Below are 19955 nucleotides of genomic sequence, written 5' to 3'. Positions count from 1 at the left end.
GCCGGCTCGACCGGGGTGTCGAATCGCGCCACTCTCGGCGGGCCCACCCTGGAGTCTCCGATGTCCTCTCCCAGCCTGGTGATTCGCAACGGCACCATCGTCGACGGATCGGGCGGCGATCCCTACGAGGCCGACCTCTCGATCGAGGACGGCAGGATCGTCGCGATCGGCAACAACCTGCCCAAGGGACGAGAGGAGATCGACGCGCGCGGCAAGCTCGTGACGCCGGGCTTCGTCGACGTGCACACCCATTACGACGCGCAGGTGACGTGGAGCGAGCGGCTGTCGCCGTCCTCGTGGAATGGCGCCACCACCGTCGTCCTCGGCAACTGCGGCGTGGGCTTCGCGCCCTGTCACGAAGACCAGCACGCCATGCTGATCAATTTGATGGAGGGCGTGGAGGACATACCCGAGGTCGTATTGTCCGAAGGCCTGCCTTGGAACTGGCACAGCTTCCCGGATTTCATGGATGCCATCGCCGCGCGTTCCTACGATGCCGACGTGGCAACCCAGGTGCCGCACGCGGCGTTGCGCGTCTATGTGATGGGCAAGCGCGGCGCCGACCGCGAGCCCGCGACCGAGCAGGATCGGCAGCGGATGGCGGAGCTGACGGTCGAGGGGTTGCGCGCAGGCGCGCTGGGCTTCTCGACATCGCGCACGCTCAATCACCGCTCGGCCGACGGCAAGCACATACCGACCCTGCGCGCGGAGGAGGCCGAACTCACCGCCATCGCCCGCGCCATGCGCGAGGCCGGCGCCGGCTGGCTACAGATCGTGTCGGATTTCCAGGAGGGCGAGGTGGCCCTGTTCCGCCGGCTGGCGAGAGAGTCCGGCCGGCCGGTCACCATCACGCTCTTGCAGTCCAACGCGCGCCCCGAGGGTTGGCGAGAGACCATGGCCGAGATCGACGAGGCCAACCGCGAGGGTCTGCGCATCACCGCCCAGGTCCGCACGCGGCCGACCAGCGTGCTGCTGGGGCTGGAACTGTCGCAGACGCCGTTCACCGGCCGTCCCAGCGCTGACCGCATCGCCCGCCTGCCGTTCGCCGAGCGTCTCGCGCACTGGCGCGACCCCGGGTTTCGCGCGCGCGTCCTCGCTGAAACCTTCCAGGGTGACAAGCAGCGGCGGCTGGTCGACCGCTGGGACCGCATGTTCCCGCTCGACGATCCGCCGGACTATGAACCGACCGCCGAGCAGAGCGTCGCCGCCATCGCCGCGCGGCAGGGCCGTCCGGCCGCCGAGGTCGCCTACGATCTGATGCTGGAGCGCGATGGCAGACAGATTCTCTATCTTCCGGTCACGAACTATGTCGCCGGCAATCTCGACGTGGTGCGCGAGATGATCGACCGGCCCAACACGCTGCTGGGCCTGGGCGACGGCGGCGCCCATGTCGGCATCATGTGCGACGCCACGGCGACCAGTTACACATTGACCCACTGGACGCGCGACCGGCCGCGCGGCTCGCTGCTGCCCGTGTCGTGGGCGATCAAGCGGCTGACGGCGGACAACGCCGCAGAGATCGGCCTGCGCGACCGGGGCCTGCTGAAGGTCGGGCTCAAGGCGGACCTCAACGTCATAGACTACGACCGGATGAAGCTGCGCCGGCCCGAGGTGGTCTACGACCTGCCGGCGGGCGGCAAGCGCCTGATCCAGCGGACCGATGGCTTCGACGCGACCATCGTGTCGGGCGCGATCGTCTATCGCGGCGGCGAGGCGACCGGCGCCTTGCCGGGCCGCCTGGTGCGCGGCGCACGCGGCTGAGGCGCCGTCCTACAGCCGCCGCGCGGCGATCCTCTGCACCATGGCCATCTTTGGCTGACTGATCATCCGCGCCTCGTAGGCGGTCACCGAGAATCTTCCGCGCACGAGGTCCAGAAGCTCGCCATCCATCAGCAGGAACTCGGGCCGGCTCGGTTTGCCGAACCGTTCGTTGCCTTCCATGAAGGTCTCGTAGAGCAGGATGCCGCCGGGCAGCAGCGCGTCGAACAACAGCGGGAAGAGCGGACGGTGCAGGTAGTTCGTCACGACGATCGCACCGAATCGGCGGCCGGCCAGCGGCCAGGGGGAACCGTCCTCGAGATCGGCCTGGATCGCCTCGATCGTCCCCGAGGCGGGGATCGCCGTCACGTCGCGGTCGACCGCGGTCACGCGATGGCCGCGGTCCGCGAAGAACTGGGTGTGCCGGCCGCTTCCGGCCGCGACGTCGAGCACCGCGGCGTCGGGTGGGACCAGGCCGGCCCATACGGCGATCCAGGGGGAGGGCGTCATGACCGGCGTACTCCCGTGCCCTTCAGGTTGAGCAGATTGCCCGACAGGATCAGCGCTGCGCCGAGGATGGTGAGCATGTCCAGCCGTTCGTTGTAGAGCAGCCAGCCGGCCAGTGCGGTCAGCGGCACACGCAGGAAATCCATCGGGACGACCACCGTGGCGTCGGCATGCAGCATCGCGCGCGTCAGGCAGTAATGCGAGAAGGTGCCGCAGAAAGCGATCGCGACGATCCACGCCCAGGCATAGGCGGAGGGCCAACGCCAGACGTCGAGGGCCGGGATGAGGCCGATCACCGACTGGATGACCAGCATCCAGAACAGGATGGTCAGCACGCTGTCGGTGCGGGTGAGCGATTTCACCATGGTGACCGAGATCGCGAAGCCCACCGCGGCTGCGAGCGCGATGAGCTGGCCGGGCACGATCTCGTTGGTGCCGGGCCGCACGATCATGACGACGCCGACGATGCCCAGCACCACCGCGAGGTTCTTCCAGAGCCCCATGCGCTCGCCGAGGAAGGCGACGGCCAGGATCGCCGTCCAGATCGGCATCGTGAACTCGATCGAGATGACCTGGGCCAGCGGGATCAGGGTCAGGGCCTTGAACCAGGCGAACTGCGCGCCGTAATGGGCGACGTTGCGCCCGACCTGTTGCCAGGGCCGTGTCGTCCCGAGCTTGGCGAAGCCGCCGCCCAGATGGATCAGCGGATAGAGCATCGCGAGGCCGATCACCGAGCGCATCTCCATGATCTGGAAGACGTCGAGCTCGCGCGTCGTCTCGCGGCCGGCGATCGCCATGACGAGCATCGCCGTCAGCCAGCCCGCCATCCAGAAGGCGGCCTTGAGGTTCGAAGGCTGGGGCGCGGTCATCGGTGCGGGCGACGAGTTGTCTTGGCGGGCGTGGTGGGCGGGGCGCGACAATCGGGCCTTGCGTCCGGCGCGACAAGCCACCATTTTTCGGTTTGTCATGATTTTGTATCGCTTGCGCTGCGCCAAGGGCCACGAGTTCGACAGCTGGTTCAAGGACAGCAAGACCTATGAACGGCAGGAGAAGAAGTCGCTGATCGGCTGCGCCGTCTGCGGCTCGGACAAGGTCGAGCGCGCCCTGATGGCGCCCCGCATCGGCAAGAAGGGCAAGGACGCCGCCGTACCGGCCACCGTCGAGCCGTCCGCGGAAGCCGCCGTCGCGCCGTCGCCCGAGCAGCAGCAGATCGCCGCGCTGGCCCGCCACATGCCCAAGGAACTGCGCGAGGCCCTGCTCAAGGTCCGCGCCGAGGTCGAGAAGAACTGCGAGCATGTCGGCGACAGGTTCGCCGACGAGGCGCGCAAGATTCACTACGGCGAAAGCGACAAGCGTGGCATCTACGGCGAGACCACCGACGAGGAAGCCGAGGCCCTGGCCGAAGAGGGAATCGAGTTCGGCCGCCTTCCCTGGATCCCGCGCGGCAATTGAGGCCGGGCGGTAGCGTCACATTATCCGGCGCCGCTCAAAGGTCCTTCGCTGCGCTCAGGATGACAATATTGCTGGAATAGGCACGGTGCGCCGATGGCGAAACATCTGTCATCCTGAGCGCAGCGAGGGACCTTTCGTCGGCTCTCAACGCATCGGTGCGCCGGCTGCAGTCCCATACAGCATGTAGTTCACGTCGAGGTCGTTCTTGTTCAGCGACCATTTGCGGCTGAGCGGGGCGTAGACGACCCCGACGATCTCCTGAGGCTCGATCCCGCCGGCCCGCAGGCCGCGCGCGACCTCCGAGGGTTTCAGAAACTTCTTCCAGTCGTGCGTGCCGCGCGGCAGCCAGCCCAGCACGTATTCGGCGCCGACGATGGCCAGCGCCCAGGCCTTGGCGGTGCGGTTGAGGGTCGACAGGAACAGGAGCCCACCGGGCTTCACCAGCCGGCCGCACGACCGCAGAAACAGATCGACGTCGGCCACATGCTCGACGATCTCGAGCGCCAGTACGACGTCAAACTGCGCGCCGCTCTCGGCCAGCGCCTCGGCGGTGCCCTGGCGGTAGTCGATGGCGAGGTCCTGGCCTGTGGCATGCACCGAGGCCGTCCCGACGTTGCGCTCCGAGGCATCGACGCCGGTGACGGTGGCGCCCAGCCGTGCCATCGGCTCGCTCATCAGGCCGCCGCCGCAGCCGATATCGAGGAGCGACAGGTCCTTCAACGGCTCGCCGTTCAGGGCGTCGCGCCCCCAGTGGGCGGCCACGCGGTCGCGGATGTAGCCGATCCGCACGGGATTGAGCCGGTGCAGGGGCGCGAACTTGCCGGCGGGATCCCACCACTCGTCCGCAATGCGGGAAAACCGTTCGACTTCGGCCGGATCGACCGTGCCGGCAGTGGGGATATGCGTGGTTTCGACCATGGCTACCCTTGACCCATATGGCGCCGACGGTGTCTATAGCCCGCTTTCCGGGCAGAAGCTTGCCCTTCGAGTAGGCTCATGGCGCGCATCGTTCTGAAATTTGGCGGCACTTCCGTCGGCGACACCGACCGTATCAAGAACGTCGCGCGCAAGGTCAAAGCCGAAGTGCAGCGCGGCAACGAGGTCGCCGTGGTCGTTTCGGCCATGTCGGGCGCCACCAACCAGCTCGTGAAGTGGGTCAACGAAATCTCCCCGCTGCACGATCCGCGCGAATACGACGTGGTTGTCGCGACGGGCGAGCAGGTCACGATCGGCCTTCTCGCCATGGCGCTGCAGCAGGAAGGCGTGAAGTCACGCTCCTGGGTGTCATGGCAGCTTCCGATCAAGACCGACGATGCCTACGCCAAGGCGCGCATCGTCGAGATCGACACGGAAGAGATGGCCCGCACCATGGCGGCAGGCGAGGTCCCCGTCGTGCCGGGCTTCCAGGGCATCTCTCCGGAAGGCCGCATCACCACCCTGGGCCGCGGCGGCTCGGACACCTCGGCGGTGGCGCTGGCAGCCGCCCTCAAGGCCGATCGTTGCGACATCTATACCGATGTCGACGGCGTCTACACGACCGATCCGCGGATCGTCGACAAGGCGCAGAAGATCGACCGCGTGACCTACGAGGAAATGCTCGAAATGGCCTCGCTGGGCTCGAAGGTGCTGCAGACGCGCTCCGTCGAGTTGGCGATGAACCATCATGTGCGCGTGCAGGTGCTGTCGTCGTTCGACGAGGCGCTCGGCAGCGATCTGCCCGGAACTCTGGTTGTGGACGAGGAAGAGATCATGGCCCAGGGCCTCGAGAAGTCCGTCGTGAGCGGCATCGCCTTCGCCAAGGACGAGGCGAAGATCACCGTGGTCCAGGTGCCGGACCGTCCGGGCGTCGCCGCCGCCATCTTCGGCCCGCTGGCCGAGGCCAACATCAACGTCGACATGATCGTGCAGAACGTCTCGGTCGACGGCAGCGCCACCGACATGACCTTCACGGTTCCCAAGGCCGATCTCGCCCGCGCCGTGGAAAGGCTCGAACGGGCGAAGGCCGAGCTGAAGTTCGCCGAGGTGAAGTCCGACCTCAACGTCTCCAAGGTGTCGGTGATCGGCGTCGGCATGCGCAGCCACGCGGGCGTCGCCCTCAAAATGTTCGAAACCCTGGCCGCCAAGGGGATCAACATCCAGGTCATCTCCACCTCGGAGATCAAGATCAGCGTGCTGGTGGCCGCCGAGTACACCGAACTTGCGGTGCGGGCCCTTCACACCGCCTATGGACTGGACGCGGCCTGAGATTCCGTCCCTAAAGTGCAGTCGGACTCTGCGAATTAGCCGGTAGGCAGTCCGGCGCGGGTCTTGCTATAAGCGGCGCATGGACGCCGCACTCGCCCATGAGCCTTGCCTTGACGCCCGACCGACCAAGTCGGCGGCCGCGGCCTGGCGAGTTTGCGCCTGCGTCATCGACCGCAGCTTCGTCGTCATTCGACTCAAGCATCCCGCGGTCTGACCATGGAGAGATCAACTCCCCTGGCCGGACCGCGAATGCTCCTCAAGCGGCTCCGGGACACGATGGCGCGTGCCGAGTCCGTCGAAGTGACGCTGGGCGAGGTCGTGCGGCTCGTCGCCAACGAGATGGTGGCGGAGGTCTGCTCGATCTATCTGCTGCGCGCCGGCGAGGTGCTGGAACTGTTCGCCACGCAGGGCCTCAACCCCTCGGCGGTCCATAGCACGCGCCTGCGGGTCGGCGAGGGCCTGGTGGGCGACATCGCCGCCCATGGGCGGCCGCTGGCGCTCGACGATGCCCAGCACCATCCGCAGTTCGCCTATCGCCCCGAAACGGGGGAGGAAATCTACCATTCGCTGGCGGGCGTGCCGATCCTGCGCGCCGGCCGTGTGCTCGGCGTGCTGGTCGTCCAGAACCGCACGCGCCGGCAGTACGACGAGGAAGAAGTCGAGACGCTGCAGACCATCGCCATGGTGCTGGCGGAACTGGTCTCGGCCAGCCACGTTGTCAGTCCCAACGAGGTCCAGCAGGTCGACGGGATCGGCCTGCTGCCCCTGCGGGTCGACGGCGTGCAGCTCACGCCCGGCGTCGCCATCGGCCGCGCCGTGCTGCACGAGCCGCGAATCGTCATCCAGCGGGTGGTCGCCGAGAACGTCGAGCAGGAGCTGGTCCGCTTTCAGGAGGCCTTGCACGGTGTCCGGGAGGACGTCGACCGGATGCTCGAGGCACACGACATGCAGTCGGGCGAGCAGCGCGAAATCCTCGAGACCTTCCGCATGTTCGTCGACGATCGCGGCTGGGCCGAGCGGGTGCGTGAGGCCATCGATTCCGGCCTGACCGCAGAGGCCGGCGTCCAGCGCGCCTTCGACGACGTGCGCACGCGCCTGGGGCAGTCGACCGATCCCTATATCCGCGAGCGGCTGAGCGACCTGCAGGATCTCAGCAATCGCCTGTTGCTGCGCCTCACCGGCCGCGTCGCCACCGACCCCGCGTCGCTGCCCGAGGACATGATCGTGATCGCCCGCGACATGGGGCCGGCCGAACTGCTGGACTATGACCGCAACCGGCTGCGCGGCCTCGTGCTGGAAGAGGGGTCGGCGCTGAGCCACGTGGCGATCGTGGCGCGGGCCCTCGACATCCCGGTCGTCGGCCGCGCGCCCAACGTGCTGGCGCGCGTCGAGGCCGGCGATCCGATCGTGGTCGACGGCGACAATGCGCAGGTCCTGGTGCGGCCGGCCGAGGACATCCTGCAGACCGTCCATCTGGCGCTCGACGCACGGGCGGAGCGGCGTCGCAAGTACGCGGCATTGCGCGACCTGCCTTCGACGACACGCGACCAGGCACGTGTCTCGCTCAACATGAATGCCGGCCTGCTGATCGACATGCAGCATCTCGACGATACCGGTGCCGACGGCGTCGGTCTCTATCGAACCGAGATCCCGTTCATGGTGCGTTCGGAGTTTCCCGACGTCGATGCACAGGCCTGGCTCTACGGTCGTGTGCTCGATCTTGCGGATGGACGGCCCGTGACTTTTCGCACGCTCGATGTGGGAGGCGACAAGGTTCTTCCGTACATCGACTCGTTCGGAGATGAAAATCCTGCGATGGGATGGCGTGCCATCCGCATCGGGCTCGACCGGCCGGCGATGCTGCGGCGTCAGCTGCGCGCGATGATCATGGCCGCGAACGGACGCGCCCTCTCGATCATGTTTCCGATGATCGCCGAGGTCACCGAATTGCTACGCGCGCGCCATCTGCTCGAACTGGAACTCGATCGTGCGAAGCGCCGTGGCCAGCCGGTGCCGGAACGCGTGCGCGTTGGCGTCATGTTCGAGGTGCCGGCGCTGGCCTGGCAGCTCGACAGTCTGCTGCCGCACATCGATTTCATATCGGTGGGCACCAACGATCTGATGCAGTTCCTGTATGCGGCCGATCGCGGTAACAGCAGACTTGCCGGGCGCTACGACAGCTTGTCACCGGCCCTCCTGAGACTGCTACATTTTGTAGTGGATAAGGTGCGTCCCGCGGGTGTCGATGTTTCCGTGTGCGGCGAGATGGCGGGGCGTCCCGTCGAGGCGCTGGCCCTGCTCGCCATAGGCGTACGATCGTTGTCGATGTCGCCCGGTTCGATCGGTCCGGTGAAGGCCATGATCCGTTCGCTCGATCTCAATGAGGCCGTTGGTTTCATGAGCTCTGCGCTTGCTCAACCGGATCGGCCGTTGCGTGAGACGTTGCGTCTCTTCGCCGCCGATCATGCGATCGAAATTTAGCGACTCGAAGTCGAATCGCTTTTGCCCTGCCATGGGGCCTCTGCTAAGAGTCGCGACGAGGGGACAATCAGGGAATATCAATGCCGGATCAGGTTGACTGGCGGGCGATGGAGCGCGAGGCCGGACCAGGCCAGGCGGTCGGTCGACTCCTACGCGATCAACGCGAGGCGCGCGGTCTGGACCTGACTCAAGTCGAGAAGAGCATCCGCATCCGGCGTGCCCATCTCGAGGCCATCGAGGAAGGCCGCTACGACCAGCTTCCCGGCGCTGCCTACATTCCCGCGTTCCTCCGCGCTTATGCCGCCCATGTCGGTCTCGATCCGGAAAAGGTCATGACCGCGTATCACCTGTCGGGCGCCGTCCCCATCAAGCGTCCCGTCACGCTACCCGCCGATTTCCCGGTGATGGAGCGGCGGGCTCCGATCGGCCTCGCTGTCCTCACCGTCCTGCTCGTCGTCGCTGCCGGCTACGGCGTGTGGCACTACATGCCGCGCGATCAGGCCATCGTGGCAGAGAAGGTTCCGCCGGTGCCGGACCGGCTGCTGTCGGAAAGACCGGCCGCCCCGGCCGCCCAGGGTGCCGCAAAGCCGGCGGCGCCGTCCAATCCGTTCGTGCCCCAGCTGCCGCCGGCTCCGGGCCAGGATACCCGCACCATCAACGGTTCGCTCCCGGCCCAGGTCTGGCCGGCGCAGCGCGTCGACAGCGGCACTCCGGCTGCGCCTCTGGCGCCGCCGCCCGTCGTCGTGGCGGTCCCCGCACCCCCGCCGCCGGTCGTGATGAACGTGCCGTCGATCGGCCAGGCTCAGGCCGCCCAGCCGCCGGCACCGATCGAGCCGCCGCGCCTCGACCCGCCGAAGCCGGTCGAGGAAGCCACGGCGCGCCAGCCCGATCCGGCCACCCAGCCGTCGCTGCCGGTCCGGGTCAATACCCCGATCAGCGTGAAGACCAACAGCTGGGTCGAGCTGCGGGCTCCCAATGGCGACGTGCTGACGCAGACCTATGTGCGGGCCGGCGAGAGCTACGTCGTCCCGGCCGGGATCGCCTACCGCATTACCGAAGCGCGCTGACGCGGGCTCTCTGGCGGAGGCGAGGCCTCGCCGCTACATTGTCGTCATGAGCATCAGACCGTACCGCGACATCCAGCGCCGCAAGTCGCGGCGGGTGATGGTCGGGTCCGTACCGGTGGGCGGCGATTCGCCGATCACCGTCCAGACCATGACCAACACGTTGACCGCGGACGCCGAGGCGACCATCGCCCAGATCCGCCGCTGCGAAGAGGCGGGTGTGGATATCATCCGCGTGTCCTGCCCCGACGAGGAGTCGACGGCGGCGCTGCCGCGCATCGTGAAGGCCGCCAAGGTCCCGGTCGTGGCCGACATCCACTTTCACTATCGGCGCGCCATCGAGGCCGCCGAGGCGGGGGCCGCCTGCCTGCGCATCAATCCGGGCAACATCGGCAGTGCCGAGCGGGTCCGCGAGGTCGTCAAGGCCGCCAAGGACCATGGCTGTTCCATGCGCATCGGTGTCAATGCCGGCTCGCTGGAAAAGGATCTGCTGGAGAAGTACGGCGAGCCCTGTCCCGAGGCGATGGTCGAGAGCGCGCTCGATCACGCGCGTATCCTGCAGGACCACGACTTCCACGAGTTCAAGATCAGCGTGAAGGCGTCCGACGTCTTCCTCGCGGTCGCGGCCTACCAGCAGCTGGCCGAGGCCTGCGACTATCCCCTGCATGTCGGCGTCACCGAGGCGGGTGGCATCCGGGCCGGAACCGTGAAGTCGTCGATCGGCATGGGATCACTCCTGTGGGCCGGCATCGGCGACACGATCCGCGTCTCGCTCTCGGCCGAGCCCGAGGAAGAGGTCCGTGTCGGCTTCGAGATGCTGAAGGCGCTGAACCTGCGCCATCGCGGCGTCAACATCATCTCCTGCCCGTCCTGCGCGCGTCAGCAGTATGACGTGATTCGTACGGTCGAGGCGCTGGAGAAGCGTGTCGCCCACATCACCACGCCGATGACGGTGTCGGTGATCGGCTGCGTGGTGAACGGGCCGGGCGAGGCGCGCGAGACCGACATCGGTTTCACCGGCGGCGGCTCGAACACCCACCAGGTCTACATCGCCGGCGTTCCGCACCATCGGCTGAAGGACGCCAACGTCGTCGACCATCTTGTCGGGCTGATCGAGAAGAAGGCTGCCGAGATCGAGGCGGCCAAGGCGCACGAGGGCCGGTTGAAAGAAGCCGAGCGACATCGCACCGCCGCGGAGTAGCGGTCCCAGGCTTCCCTTCCCGACGATTTTCCAAGGCGATTTCCCGTGAGCAAGATGCAACCCGTGCGTGGCACGCACGACCTCCTTCCCGACGACTACCGGCGCTTCGCGCACGTCGTCGACACGGCGCGCGATGTCGCGCGCCTCTACGGCTACCGCGAGATGGCGACGCCGATCTTCGAGTTCACCGAGCTGTTCGCGCGCGGCATCGGCGAGACGACCGACGTCGTGTCGAAGGAAATGTACACGTTCAAGGATCGCGGCGACGAATCGCTGACCTTGCGGCCAGAGTACACGGCCGGCATCTGCCGCGCCTTCGTGTCGAACGGCGAGCTCGCGCAGCAGCTGCCGCTCAAGGTCTTCGCGGCCGGGCCGATGTTCCGCTACGAGCGGCCGCAGAAGGGCCGGCAGCGTCAGTTCCACCAGATCGACCTCGAGGTGCTGGGCGCACCCGAGCCCGGCGCCGACATCGAGGTGATCTCGGTCGCGGCCGACATCCTCGACCGGCTCACGATCCTCGATCGCTGCACGCTCAAGATCAATTCGCTGGGTGATCCGGAAAGCCGCGCCGGTTACCGCAAGGTGCTGACCGACTACTATTCAGCACACGCAGACAAGCTGTCGGAGGATTCGCGCACCCGGCTTGCGCGCAATCCGCTGCGCATCCTCGACAGCAAGGACGAGGGCGACAAGGCGATCAATGCGAATGCGCCGAGCTTCTCCGATCACCTGAACGAGGCCAGCCGAGACTTCTTCAAGTCGGTGCAGGACGGGCTCACGGCCGCGGGCATCGCCTTCGAGGTCGATCCGGCCCTGGTGCGCGGGCTCGACTACTACACTCACACCGCCTTCGAGTTCGTGACCACCCATCTCGGCGCACAGGGCACGGTGCTGGGCGGCGGCCGCTACGACGGGCTGATCGCCGAACTGGGGGGGCCGCCCACCGCCGGCATCGGCTGGGCCGGCGGCATCGAACGCCTGATGATGCTGGCCGACGAGCCCCGGCCGCTGCCGCGGCCCGTCGTCATCGCACCGCTCGGCGCGGCCGCCGAGGCGAAGGCCCTGGGCATCGCGCGGACCTTGCGCAAGCAGGGCATCGCCGTCGAGCAGGACTATCGCGGCAACATGAAGCGGCGCATGCAGCGGGCCAACAAGCTCAATGCCCGCGCCGCGGTCATCATCGGCGACGACGAACTGGCAAAGGGCGTGGCCCAGCTGAAGGACCTCGACAGCGGTGCGCAGCGCGAAGTGCCGCTCGACACCCTCGCCGAAGCTCTGAAGGTCTGAGATGTCGCTCCTGCTGAAACTGAACCAGGTCGTGGCGCGCCATGCCGAACTGCAGGCAGCGCTGTCCGCCGGCACGCTCGACTCGCAGAAGTTCGTCGCGGCCTCGAAGGAATATGCCGATCTCGGCCCGCTCGTCGAGGCCGTGAACGAGTGGCACAAGGCCGAGCAGGAACTGAAGGATGCGGAGGCGATGGCCTCCGATCCCGACATGAAGGCGATGGCCGAGGAGGAGGCAGCGGAGCTGCGCAAGCGCCTGCCCGAGCTGGAGCGCACCGTGAAGCGGATGCTGCTGCCCAAGGATGCGGCCGACGAGAAGAACGCCATCCTGGAAATCCGCGCCGGCACCGGCGGCGACGAGGCGGCGCTGTTCGCCGCGGACCTGTTCCGCATGTACCAGCGCTACGCCGCCGAGAAGGGCTGGAAGTTCGAGGTCATGGAACTGTCCGACACCGGCATCGGCGGCTACCGCGAGGCGATCGCCACGGTGACGGGGCGCAGCGTCTTCGCCCGCCTCAAGTTCGAATCGGGCGTGCATCGCGTGCAGCGTGTGCCGGCCACCGAGGCACAGGGCCGGATCCACACGTCGGCGGCGACGGTGGCGGTGCTGCCGGAAGCCGAGGAGGTCGACATCAAGATCGACGAGAAGGACCTGCGCATCGACGTGTTCCGCGCCTCCGGGCCGGGTGGCCAGTCGGTCAACACGACCGACTCGGCGGTGCGCATCACCCACATCCCGACCGGCGTCGTGGTCAGCCAGCAGGACGAGAAGAGCCAGCACAAGAACCGCGCCAAGGCGATGAAGATCCTGCGTGCCCGCCTCTACGATGCCGAGCGTCAGCGGCTCGACGCGCAGCGCGCGGCGGACCGCAAAGGCCAGGTCGGCAGTGGCGACCGCAGCGAACGCATCCGCACCTACAATTTCCCGCAGAGCCGCGTCACCGATCACCGCATCAACCTGACCCTCTACAATCTGGCCGAGGTGATGGACGGGCGGGGGCTGGATGCGATCGTCGATGCGCTGACCGCGGACGATGAGGCTTCGCGGCTGGCGGAGCTCGCGGCCTAGCGGGTGGCAGCGGGCGGCTCCTACGACGCGCTCCTGCGCGATACCGCCGTCGCTCTGACCGCGGCCGGCATCGACAACGTGCGTTTCGAGGCCCGCCTGCTGCTGAGCCACGCCGCGGGTCTTTCGATTGAGCAGCTGATCGCCCGTGGGCCCGACCAGGCGCCGGCGGCGGTGACGACCACGCTGCGGGATCTCACGGCGCGGCGCGTGCGGCGCGAGCCGATGGCCTACATTCTGGGCGAGCGTGAATTCTGGGGGCTCGTGTTCCGGGTCTCGCCCGCCGTGCTGGTGCCGCGGCCCGACAGCGAGACGGTGATCGAGACCGTCCTCGACCTGTTTCCCGACCGCGGCCGGCCGCTGCGCATCGCCGACCTCGGCCTGGGATCGGGCTGCCTGCTGCTCACGCTGCTGCGGGAGTATCCGCAGGCGAGCGGCGTCGGGATCGACGCCTCGTCGGCGGCGCTCGAAGTGGCCCGCGCCAACGCGGAGGCCCTGGGTGTGGCGCCCCGGGCGCGCCTGCTGGCGGGCGACTGGCGAGAGCCCGGCTGGGCCGGACGTCTGGGTGGCCCGTTCGATCTTCTCGTATCAAACCCGCCCTACATCGAGAGCGGCACGGTCGATGGCCTTATGCCCGAAGTGTCCAGGCACGAGCCGCGGCTGGCGCTGGACGGCGGGGCCGACGGGCTTGCGGCGTATCGCGCCATCGCCGCCGACGCGGCCAGCCTGGTGGTTCCGGGCGGCTGGGCGGTCGTCGAGGGAGGCGAGGGCCAAGCGGCTGAGATCGCAACCCTTTTTGCGGCGGCGGGATTCCGGCCCGGGCCACCCCGCCGGGATCTGGGCGGGGTCGAGCGGGTGATCCCGGCCCAATATTAAGTGGTTGGCAATCAAGGGGAATGAGACTAGGTTCCGCTTACCCCTTGGGGGGTACTGGTCCGACCGGTTGTGGCGGCGGACACCAAACCCCCTGAAATCAGCCGTGACGGCGCCCGTGAAGGGCAGAGGGGCTCCAACAACAACATCCGTCCGGCGTGTAACTGGCCCAGGTTTAATGAGACCCAACAATCGTCAGCGGTCGCGCGGCGGTCGCAGTGGTGGCGGCGGTGGCGGTGGCAACAACCATCATCACAAGCCCCAGCATCACAATCCGAATCGCCCGCCCAATCGAAACCAGATTTTCGATAGCAGTGGCCCCGACGTCCGGGTCCGCGGCAACGCCCATCAGGTTTTCGACAAGTATCAGTCGCTGGCTCGCGAGGCCGCCTCTTCCGGCGATCGCATCCTGGCCGAAGCCTATTACCAGTACGCCGACCATTACTTCCGGGTGATCCAGTCGATGGGCGGCTTCGTCCAGCGCAACCCGGGCTGGGAAGGCGGCGAGGACGGGCAGCAGCAGGGCCAGCCGGGGCAGCAGGCCGGCCAGCCGCAGCAGGGCCAGGCCGGCGGGCAGCCGCACGGCGGCGATGGCCCGTCCGGCGAGCAGGCCCCCTCCGAGCATCGGGCCCAGGAGAATCGCCAGGGCGAGCATCGGCAAGGCGAGCACCGACAGGGTGAGCATCGCCAGTCCGAGCACCGCCAGGGCAACCAGCGCCACAACGACCGGCGCCAGAGCGACTTCCGGCCGAACGACCGCGAGCGGGATCGTGACCGCGACGATCACGGCGAGGCCGAGCCCGGTCTCAACGGCGTGGCCTTTCTCCAGAACGGTCGCACGAGCCCGGTCGGCAGCGACCCCTCGATCGAGGAGCAGCCCGAGGTTCCGGAGCTGGTGCCAGCGAGCGGCGGCCGGCGCGCCTGATCGCACGCCCGAAGGACTATCCAGGAGAACGCCCGCTGGCCGCTGCCAGCGGGCGTTTTGCTGTGTCCGGCGTGTCGCTGGGACCTAGAGGTGGATCAGGGTCGGCGCGACGAACGCCAACAGCGTGAAACCGAAGCCGAGCACGCCCAGGCCGACCGACAGGAAAGTGAGCCACACGACCGTCGTGAGCGCGGCCGCACCGGCCAGCACGATGGCGAGCTGGAAGCAGGCCGAGCCGTACTCGAACATGTGATAGGCGGCCATCGAGCGGTCGCGATGCGCCTCCTTTGCCTTGGCGCGGGCGGCCAGTTCCTTGCGGCCCTCGTTGGTGTCGGGCTCGGTCTCGTAGCGCTGCGCCGTCTGGCGCCACCGCTCGGCCTGCGCCTTGAGCGCCGGCGGCACGGTTCCCGGACTGTCCTTGAAGGTGGCCTCCACCTCCTCGGCGGCGGTCCTCAGCGTCGTCTGCCGGATGGTCTTGGACTGGAAGAAGGACCAGATGTTGGAGGCGTCGATGTGGCTCGACAGGGCGTTGGTCTGCGAGCTCTTGCCGCCCATTTCCGACACCGCGAGCAATGCCGCCAGGATCGCCACCAGCAGCGCGATTTTCTTGTTGGAACTGTCGACGTGGCCGTGTCCGCCGGACATTCGGAAGCCTCCCCCTCTGCGTCGATCGTGTTCTTAACGCACGTTTTCAGGGTGCGAAAGCCGCACGCGGTTTGAGGTCTTGTACCCCGCGGATCCGATCCCATATCGCCTTCAGGACGCCTCCCAGGAGGGTCCGCTCTTCCGCCCGCCGCTCGACGGGGGCGTAAAGGAAAGGGTTGAGTATGAATCAGGAAAAATACACCGAACGCATGCGGGGCTTCCTGCAGAGCGCCCAGATGATGGCGCTTCGCGAAGGCCACCAGCGGCTTATTCCAGACCATGTCCTGAAGGTGCTGCTCGACGATCCGGAAGGCCTCGCGGCCAACCTGATTGCCGCTGCGGGAGGCGATTCGCGCGCGGTCTATCGCGCTGTCGAGGCCAATCTTGCCAAGCAGCCCAAGGTCGAGGGCCAGGGCTCCGGCCAGATCTACCTGGCGCCCGAGACCGCGCGCCTGTTCGACCAGGCCGAGACCATTGCCGAGAAGGCCGGCGATTCCTTCGTCACGGTCGAGCGCATGCTGATTGCGCTGGTGCTCGCCAAGGGCACCGACGCGGCCGAGGCGCTGGCCAAGGGCGGGGTGAAGCCGCAGGCGCTCGAAAAGGCCGTGCAGGAGCTGCGCAAGGGCCGCACCGCCGATTCGGCGTCGGCCGAGGACAGCTACGACGCGCTGAAGAAGTACGCGCGCGACCTCACCCAGGCCGCCCGGGACGGCAAGCTCGACCCGGTGATCGGCCGTGACGAGGAGATTCGCCGCACCATCCAGGTGCTGAGCCGCCGCACCAAGAACAATCCGGTGCTGATCGGCGAGCCCGGCGTCGGCAAGACCGCCATCGCCGAGGGCCTCGCGCTGCGCATCGTCAACGACGACGTGCCGGAATCTCTCAAGAACAAGAAGCTGATGTCGCTCGACCTCGGCTCCATGGTCGCGGGCGCCAAGTTCCGCGGCGAGTTCGAGGAGCGCCTGAAGGGCGTGCTGTCGGAAATCTCGTCGGCCGAGGGCGAGATCATCGTCTTCATCGACGAGCTGCACACGCTGATCGGGGCGGGCAAGGCCGACGGCGCGATGGACGCGTCCAACATGCTGAAGCCCGCGCTGGCGCGCGGCGAACTGCACTGCGTGGGCGCCACGACGCTCGACGAGTATCGCAAGCACATCGAGAAGGACGCGGCGCTCGCGCGGCGCTTCCAGCCGGTGTTCGTGGCCGAGCCGACGGTCGAGGACACGATCTCGATCCTGCGCGGTCTCAAGGAGAAGTACGAGCTGCATCACGGCGTCCGGATCGCGGACTCCTCGATCGTGGCCGCCGCGACGCTCTCCAACCGCTACATCGCCGACCGGTTCCTGCCGGACAAGGCGATCGACCTCATGGACGAGGCGGCCAGCCGCATCCGCATGCAGGTCGACAGCAAGCCCGAGGCGCTGGACGAGCTCGACCGGCGCATCATGCAGCTCAAGATCGAGAAGGAGGCGCTCAGGAAGGAAAGCGACGACGCGTCGCGCGATCGCCTGGGGCGCCTCGAGAAAGAACTGTCGGAACTCGAGGAGAAGTCCGCCGCGCTGACCGCGCAGTGGACCTCGGCCAAGGACAAGCTCGCCGATTCCCAGAAGGTGAAGGAGCAGCTCGACAAGGCGCGTTCCGAGCTCGACATCGCGCAGCGCCGGGGCGAACTCGCCAAGGCGGGCGAACTGGCCTACGGCGTGATCCCCGATCTCGAGAAGAAGCTCAAGGAGGCCGAGAGCCAGGAAGTCGCGGGCGGAAAGGGCGTGAAGGAAGAGGTCATGCCCGAGGACATCGCGGCCGTCGTGTCGCGCTGGACCGGCGTGCCTGTCGACAAGATGCTGGAAGGCGAGCGCTCCAAGCTCCTGCGCATGGAGGAGGAGATCCACAAGCGGGTGATCGGCCAGGACGAGGCCGTCGTCGCGGTGGCGAACGCGGTGCGGCGCGCCCGCGCAGGCCTGCAGGACCCGAACCGTCCGATCGGTTCGTTCCTGTTCCTCGGCCCCACGGGCGTCGGCAAGACCGAGCTCACCAAGGCGATCGCGGCGTTCCTGTTCGACGACGACACCGCAATGGTGCGCATCGACATGAGCGAGTTCATGGAGAAGCACTCCGTCAGCCGCCTGATCGGCGCGCCGCCGGGCTATGTCGGCTACGACGAGGGTGGCGTTCTCACCGAGGCGGTGCGGCGCCGGCCCTACCAGGTGATCCTGTTCGACGAGGTCGAGAAGGCGCACCCGGACGTGTTCAACGTGCTGCTGCAGGTGCTGGACGACGGTCGCCTGACCGATGGCCAGGGCCGCACGGTCGACTTCAAGAACACGCTGATCATCCTGACGTCCAACCTCGGCAGTTCGCACCTGGCGGCCCTGAAGGACGGCGAGCCCGCCGAGTCGGTGCGCGAGCAGGTCATGGAGGAGGTGCGCCGGGCGTTCCGTCCGGAGTTCCTGAACCGTCTCGACGAGATCCTGCTGTTCAACCGCCTCAGCCGGGCGCACATGACGGACATCGTCGAAGTGCAGATGCAAAAGCTGCTGAAGCTGCTGGCGGATCGCAAGATCCAGCTGAAGCTCGACGGCAAGGCGATGCAGTGGCTGGCCAACCGCGGCTACGACCCGGTCTACGGGGCGCGGCCGCTCAAGCGGGTGATCCAGCGCAGCCTGCAGAACCCGCTGGCGACCCAGCTTCTCGAGGGCAAGATCCGCGACGGCGACACCGTCGAGGTCGGTGTCGAGAACGGCGAACTGACCGTCGGCGGCGAGCGCGTGATGAGCGACGCTGCCGACTAGGAGCTAGTCGCCCTTGGCGACCTGAGACGGCGCGGGTTCCTTCGGAGCCTGCGCCGTTTTCTTTGGTGCGGGCTTCGGCTGTTCGGCCGGCTTGTCGATGTCGCCGGCGACCGGCGCGCTCTTCAGCTGCGCGAGATACTGCTTAGCCAGGGCCTGGAAGCGCGCCGCGTCCTTGCCGCCCACGGTGCCGCGCATGGCGAACTTCTGGGTGAGCGGATTGACGTGCTTGCCGCCCTTCAGGAACTCGTAGTGCAGATGCGGACCCGTCGACATGCCGGTCGATCCGACGAAGCCGATCACCTGTCCCTGCCGCACCGAGACGCCGGGCTTGATGCCCGGGCCGATGCGCGACATGTGGGCGTAGGCCGTCGCCACGTCCTGCGTGTGCTGCAACTTGACGTAGAGACCGTATCCGCCGTTGGGCCCCGCCGATACGACCTTTCCTGTACCGGCAGCCAGAATCGGCGTGCCGGACGGTGCGGCGAAGTCAACGCCCGCGTGCAGCGCGCTGAAGCCCAGGATGGGGTGCTCGCGCATGCCGAAGCGCGAGGTGATGCGCGAAGCGTCCATCGGCGTGCGCAGGAAGGAGCGCACCACGCTCTCGCCTTGGGGGTTGTAGAAGCCTTCGGCGCCGCCCTGGGGCCGGTAGCGGATCACGGTGACCGTGCGCTTGAAGAGCCGCAGTTCGCCCGCAAGCAGGCGGCCGGGATGGGTGACCTTGCCGTCGCTGGTCACAAGCTGCTCGAGCAGGACGGTGAACTTCTGCCCCTGCTTCAGTTCGCGCTGGAAATCGACGTCGTAGGACAGGGCGCGCACGAACTCGATCATCGCCGCCGAAGGCGCGCCGGCCTTGATCCCGCTCTGCTGCAGCGAGCCGTCGCGCTCGCCTTCCACACGCACGATCCGCGGGCTGACCTTGTAGACCTTCTCGTCGGCCTCGTAGTTGCCGTCGTCGGTGCGGCTGACGATGTATTCCCGCTCGGGTTGAGGCCGGACCGACAATGCAAGCACGCGCGGCGCATCGGGCTGCTCGGGGATCGTCTGCATGGTGAGCTCGATCGTCTCGCCGACCGCCAGGCGCCGCTTCTTCAGTAGCGACTGGAGCTTCTCGGCGATCTGCTTGCGGTCGGCCGGGGCGACGTCGATGTCGGCCAGCAGCTTCTCGATCGTGTCGCCTTTCTCGAGGCGCAACGTGAGATCGTAGATGTCGCTGGCCGGCGGCTCGGCTTCTGCGGCCGCCGCGGGCGCGCCCGGCGGCTTCATCTGGAAGCCCCGGAAGTCGATCGGCGGCGTCGTCCTACCGAAATCGGCGGCGCTCGGTGGCGGCGGGGGCTCGCTGTCGGCGAGGATTACGGGCGCAGATCCGGGCTTTGCGGGGGGCGCAGCGACCGGGGCGGCCGGAACGACGGGGCCGGCGGGGGCGTTGGCAGAGGGCGGCAAGGCCGCAATTTCAGGGTTGGAGCGGTGGCTGAGAACCAGGCCTGCCATGGCCAGGCCAATGATGCCGATCGCGAACAGGACAGGCCGGAAGAGCCCGAAAGTCATGCTTCCGGGGTTTTTCGACCGGTCCGACGGTGGGGGGGAACCCGTCATGACCTCTGACCTATGTGTGCCCCGGTTGGTCCGGGGCCTCGGTTAGGGGTGGGGCCGGGGCGTTAAATCTTTT

General features: G+C 67.6%; 16 protein-coding genes. 11 read left to right on the top strand and 5 right to left on the bottom strand.

What is annotated here, in order from left to right; translation table 11 throughout:
• Positions 1 to 60 precede the first annotated feature (60 nt).
• On the top strand, positions 61 to 1761 hold the full coding sequence (locus LJ725_RS26275) for an N-acyl-D-amino-acid deacylase family protein (RefSeq protein ID WP_230553919.1): 1701 nt from the start codon (positions 61 to 63) through the stop codon (positions 1759 to 1761).
• A gap of 9 nt (positions 1762 to 1770) precedes the next feature.
• Here the strand turns inward: LJ725_RS26275 and LJ725_RS26270 are convergent, their stop codons facing one another.
• Positions 1771 to 2268: a class I SAM-dependent methyltransferase gene (locus tag LJ725_RS26270; protein ID WP_230553918.1), complete on the bottom strand. Its 498-nt coding sequence runs from the start codon at positions 2266 to 2268 to the stop codon at positions 1771 to 1773.
• On the bottom strand, positions 2265 to 3134 hold the full coding sequence (locus LJ725_RS26265; protein ID WP_230553917.1) for a DMT family transporter: 870 nt from the start codon (positions 3132 to 3134) through the stop codon (positions 2265 to 2267). The genes LJ725_RS26270 and LJ725_RS26265 overlap by 4 nt, the downstream gene beginning before the upstream one ends.
• A gap of 97 nt (positions 3135 to 3231) precedes the next feature.
• On the opposite strand from LJ725_RS26265, the gene LJ725_RS26260 reads away from it, so the two are divergent.
• Positions 3232 to 3717 (top strand): DUF1178 family protein, encoded by a 486-nt coding sequence (locus LJ725_RS26260; RefSeq protein WP_230553916.1) that lies wholly within the window; start codon positions 3232 to 3234, stop codon positions 3715 to 3717.
• Between the two features lie 144 nt (positions 3718 to 3861).
• Here the strand turns inward: LJ725_RS26260 and ubiG are convergent, their stop codons facing one another.
• The gene (gene ubiG / locus LJ725_RS26255; RefSeq protein WP_230553915.1) at positions 3862 to 4635 is read right to left on the bottom strand and encodes a bifunctional 2-polyprenyl-6-hydroxyphenol methylase/3-demethylubiquinol 3-O-methyltransferase UbiG; all 774 of its coding nucleotides are present in this window, start codon (positions 4633 to 4635) and stop codon (positions 3862 to 3864) included.
• Between the two features lie 78 nt (positions 4636 to 4713).
• On the opposite strand from ubiG, the gene LJ725_RS26250 reads away from it, so the two are divergent.
• The 8 genes from LJ725_RS26250 to LJ725_RS26215 all read left to right on the top strand — a co-directional run bounded on the left by LJ725_RS26250 (position 4714) and on the right by LJ725_RS26215 (position 14855).
• The gene (locus LJ725_RS26250; protein WP_230553914.1) at positions 4714 to 5961 is read left to right on the top strand and encodes an aspartate kinase; all 1248 of its coding nucleotides are present in this window, start codon (positions 4714 to 4716) and stop codon (positions 5959 to 5961) included.
• Positions 5962 to 6210: 249 nt separating this feature from the next.
• Positions 6211 to 8442 carry a phosphoenolpyruvate--protein phosphotransferase gene (gene ptsP / locus LJ725_RS26245; protein ID WP_230553913.1) on the top strand — a complete coding sequence of 744 codons (2232 nt, stop codon included), beginning with the start codon at positions 6211 to 6213 and terminating at the stop codon, positions 8440 to 8442.
• A gap of 80 nt (positions 8443 to 8522) precedes the next feature.
• Entirely contained in the window at positions 8523 to 9509 is a 987-nt protein-coding gene (locus tag LJ725_RS26240; RefSeq protein ID WP_230553912.1) for a helix-turn-helix domain-containing protein, read from the top strand.
• Positions 9510 to 9555: 46 nt separating this feature from the next.
• Positions 9556 to 10707, top strand: a complete 1152-nt coding sequence (gene ispG, locus LJ725_RS26235) for a flavodoxin-dependent (E)-4-hydroxy-3-methylbut-2-enyl-diphosphate synthase (RefSeq protein ID WP_230553911.1) — start codon at positions 9556 to 9558, stop codon at positions 10705 to 10707.
• 54 nt (positions 10708 to 10761) lie between these two features.
• The gene (hisS, locus tag LJ725_RS26230) at positions 10762 to 11994 is read left to right on the top strand and encodes a histidine--tRNA ligase (protein ID WP_230553985.1); all 1233 of its coding nucleotides are present in this window, start codon (positions 10762 to 10764) and stop codon (positions 11992 to 11994) included.
• Position 11995: 1 nt separating this feature from the next.
• Entirely contained in the window at positions 11996 to 13060 is a 1065-nt protein-coding gene (gene prfA, locus LJ725_RS26225; RefSeq protein ID WP_230553910.1) for a peptide chain release factor 1, read from the top strand.
• A gap of 3 nt (positions 13061 to 13063) precedes the next feature.
• On the top strand, positions 13064 to 13933 hold the full coding sequence (gene prmC / locus LJ725_RS26220; protein WP_230553909.1) for a peptide chain release factor N(5)-glutamine methyltransferase: 870 nt from the start codon (positions 13064 to 13066) through the stop codon (positions 13931 to 13933).
• 175 nt (positions 13934 to 14108) lie between these two features.
• Positions 14109 to 14855: a DUF4167 domain-containing protein gene (locus LJ725_RS26215; protein ID WP_230553908.1), complete on the top strand. Its 747-nt coding sequence runs from the start codon at positions 14109 to 14111 to the stop codon at positions 14853 to 14855.
• An 84-nt stretch (positions 14856 to 14939) separates the two neighbouring features.
• Here LJ725_RS26215 and LJ725_RS26210 read toward each other — a convergent pair whose 3' ends face one another.
• On the bottom strand, positions 14940 to 15500 hold the full coding sequence (locus tag LJ725_RS26210) for a DUF4337 domain-containing protein (protein WP_230553907.1): 561 nt from the start codon (positions 15498 to 15500) through the stop codon (positions 14940 to 14942).
• 182 nt (positions 15501 to 15682) lie between these two features.
• On the opposite strand from LJ725_RS26210, the gene clpB reads away from it, so the two are divergent.
• Positions 15683 to 18289, top strand: coding sequence for an ATP-dependent chaperone ClpB (clpB, locus tag LJ725_RS26205; RefSeq protein WP_230553906.1), 2607 nt, complete (start codon positions 15683 to 15685; stop codon positions 18287 to 18289).
• Positions 18290 to 18292: 3 nt separating this feature from the next.
• On the opposite strand, the gene LJ725_RS26200 is transcribed toward clpB, so the two are convergent.
• Complete coding sequence (locus tag LJ725_RS26200) at positions 18293 to 19834, bottom strand: M23 family metallopeptidase (RefSeq protein ID WP_230553905.1); 1542 nt, start codon at positions 19832 to 19834, stop codon at positions 18293 to 18295.
• Positions 19835 to 19955 lie beyond the last annotated feature (121 nt).

This window comes from Reyranella aquatilis, from assembly GCF_020880995.1.
In the GTDB taxonomy this organism is placed as follows: Bacteria; Pseudomonadota; Alphaproteobacteria; order Reyranellales; family Reyranellaceae; genus Reyranella; species Reyranella aquatilis.
The sequence above is the reverse complement of the archived record's forward strand: the minus strand, read 5'-3'. Positions and strand labels throughout refer to the sequence as shown.

What these genes read in the sequence shown, in the direction of transcription:
- ptsP (WP_230553913.1), top strand. Translation starts at nt 6,211, where the DNA reads ATGCTCCTCAAGCGGCTCCGGGACACGATGGCGCGTGCCGAGTCCGTC.
- clpB (WP_230553906.1), top strand. Translation starts at nt 15,683, where the DNA reads ATGAATCAGGAAAAATACACCGAACGCATGCGGGGCTTCCTGCAGAGC.
- LJ725_RS26210 (WP_230553907.1), bottom strand. Translation starts at nt 15,500, where the DNA reads ATGTCCGGCGGACACGGCCACGTCGACAGTTCCAACAAGAAAATCGCG.
- hisS (WP_230553985.1), top strand. Translation starts at nt 10,762, where the DNA reads ATGCAACCCGTGCGTGGCACGCACGACCTCCTTCCCGACGACTACCGG.
- prfA (WP_230553910.1), top strand. Translation starts at nt 11,996, where the DNA reads ATGTCGCTCCTGCTGAAACTGAACCAGGTCGTGGCGCGCCATGCCGAA.
- LJ725_RS26270 (WP_230553918.1), bottom strand. Translation starts at nt 2,268, where the DNA reads ATGACGCCCTCCCCCTGGATCGCCGTATGGGCCGGCCTGGTCCCACCC.
- ubiG (WP_230553915.1), bottom strand. Translation starts at nt 4,635, where the DNA reads ATGGTCGAAACCACGCATATCCCCACTGCCGGCACGGTCGATCCGGCC.
- LJ725_RS26240 (WP_230553912.1), top strand. Translation starts at nt 8,523, where the DNA reads ATGCCGGATCAGGTTGACTGGCGGGCGATGGAGCGCGAGGCCGGACCA.
- LJ725_RS26265 (WP_230553917.1), bottom strand. Translation starts at nt 3,134, where the DNA reads ATGACCGCGCCCCAGCCTTCGAACCTCAAGGCCGCCTTCTGGATGGCG.
- LJ725_RS26275 (WP_230553919.1), top strand. Translation starts at nt 61, where the DNA reads ATGTCCTCTCCCAGCCTGGTGATTCGCAACGGCACCATCGTCGACGGA.
- LJ725_RS26260 (WP_230553916.1), top strand. Translation starts at nt 3,232, where the DNA reads ATGATTTTGTATCGCTTGCGCTGCGCCAAGGGCCACGAGTTCGACAGC.
- LJ725_RS26250 (WP_230553914.1), top strand. Translation starts at nt 4,714, where the DNA reads ATGGCGCGCATCGTTCTGAAATTTGGCGGCACTTCCGTCGGCGACACC.
- LJ725_RS26200 (WP_230553905.1), bottom strand. Translation starts at nt 19,834, where the DNA reads ATGACTTTCGGGCTCTTCCGGCCTGTCCTGTTCGCGATCGGCATCATT.
- LJ725_RS26215 (WP_230553908.1), top strand. Translation starts at nt 14,109, where the DNA reads ATGAGACCCAACAATCGTCAGCGGTCGCGCGGCGGTCGCAGTGGTGGC.
- ispG (WP_230553911.1), top strand. Translation starts at nt 9,556, where the DNA reads ATGAGCATCAGACCGTACCGCGACATCCAGCGCCGCAAGTCGCGGCGG.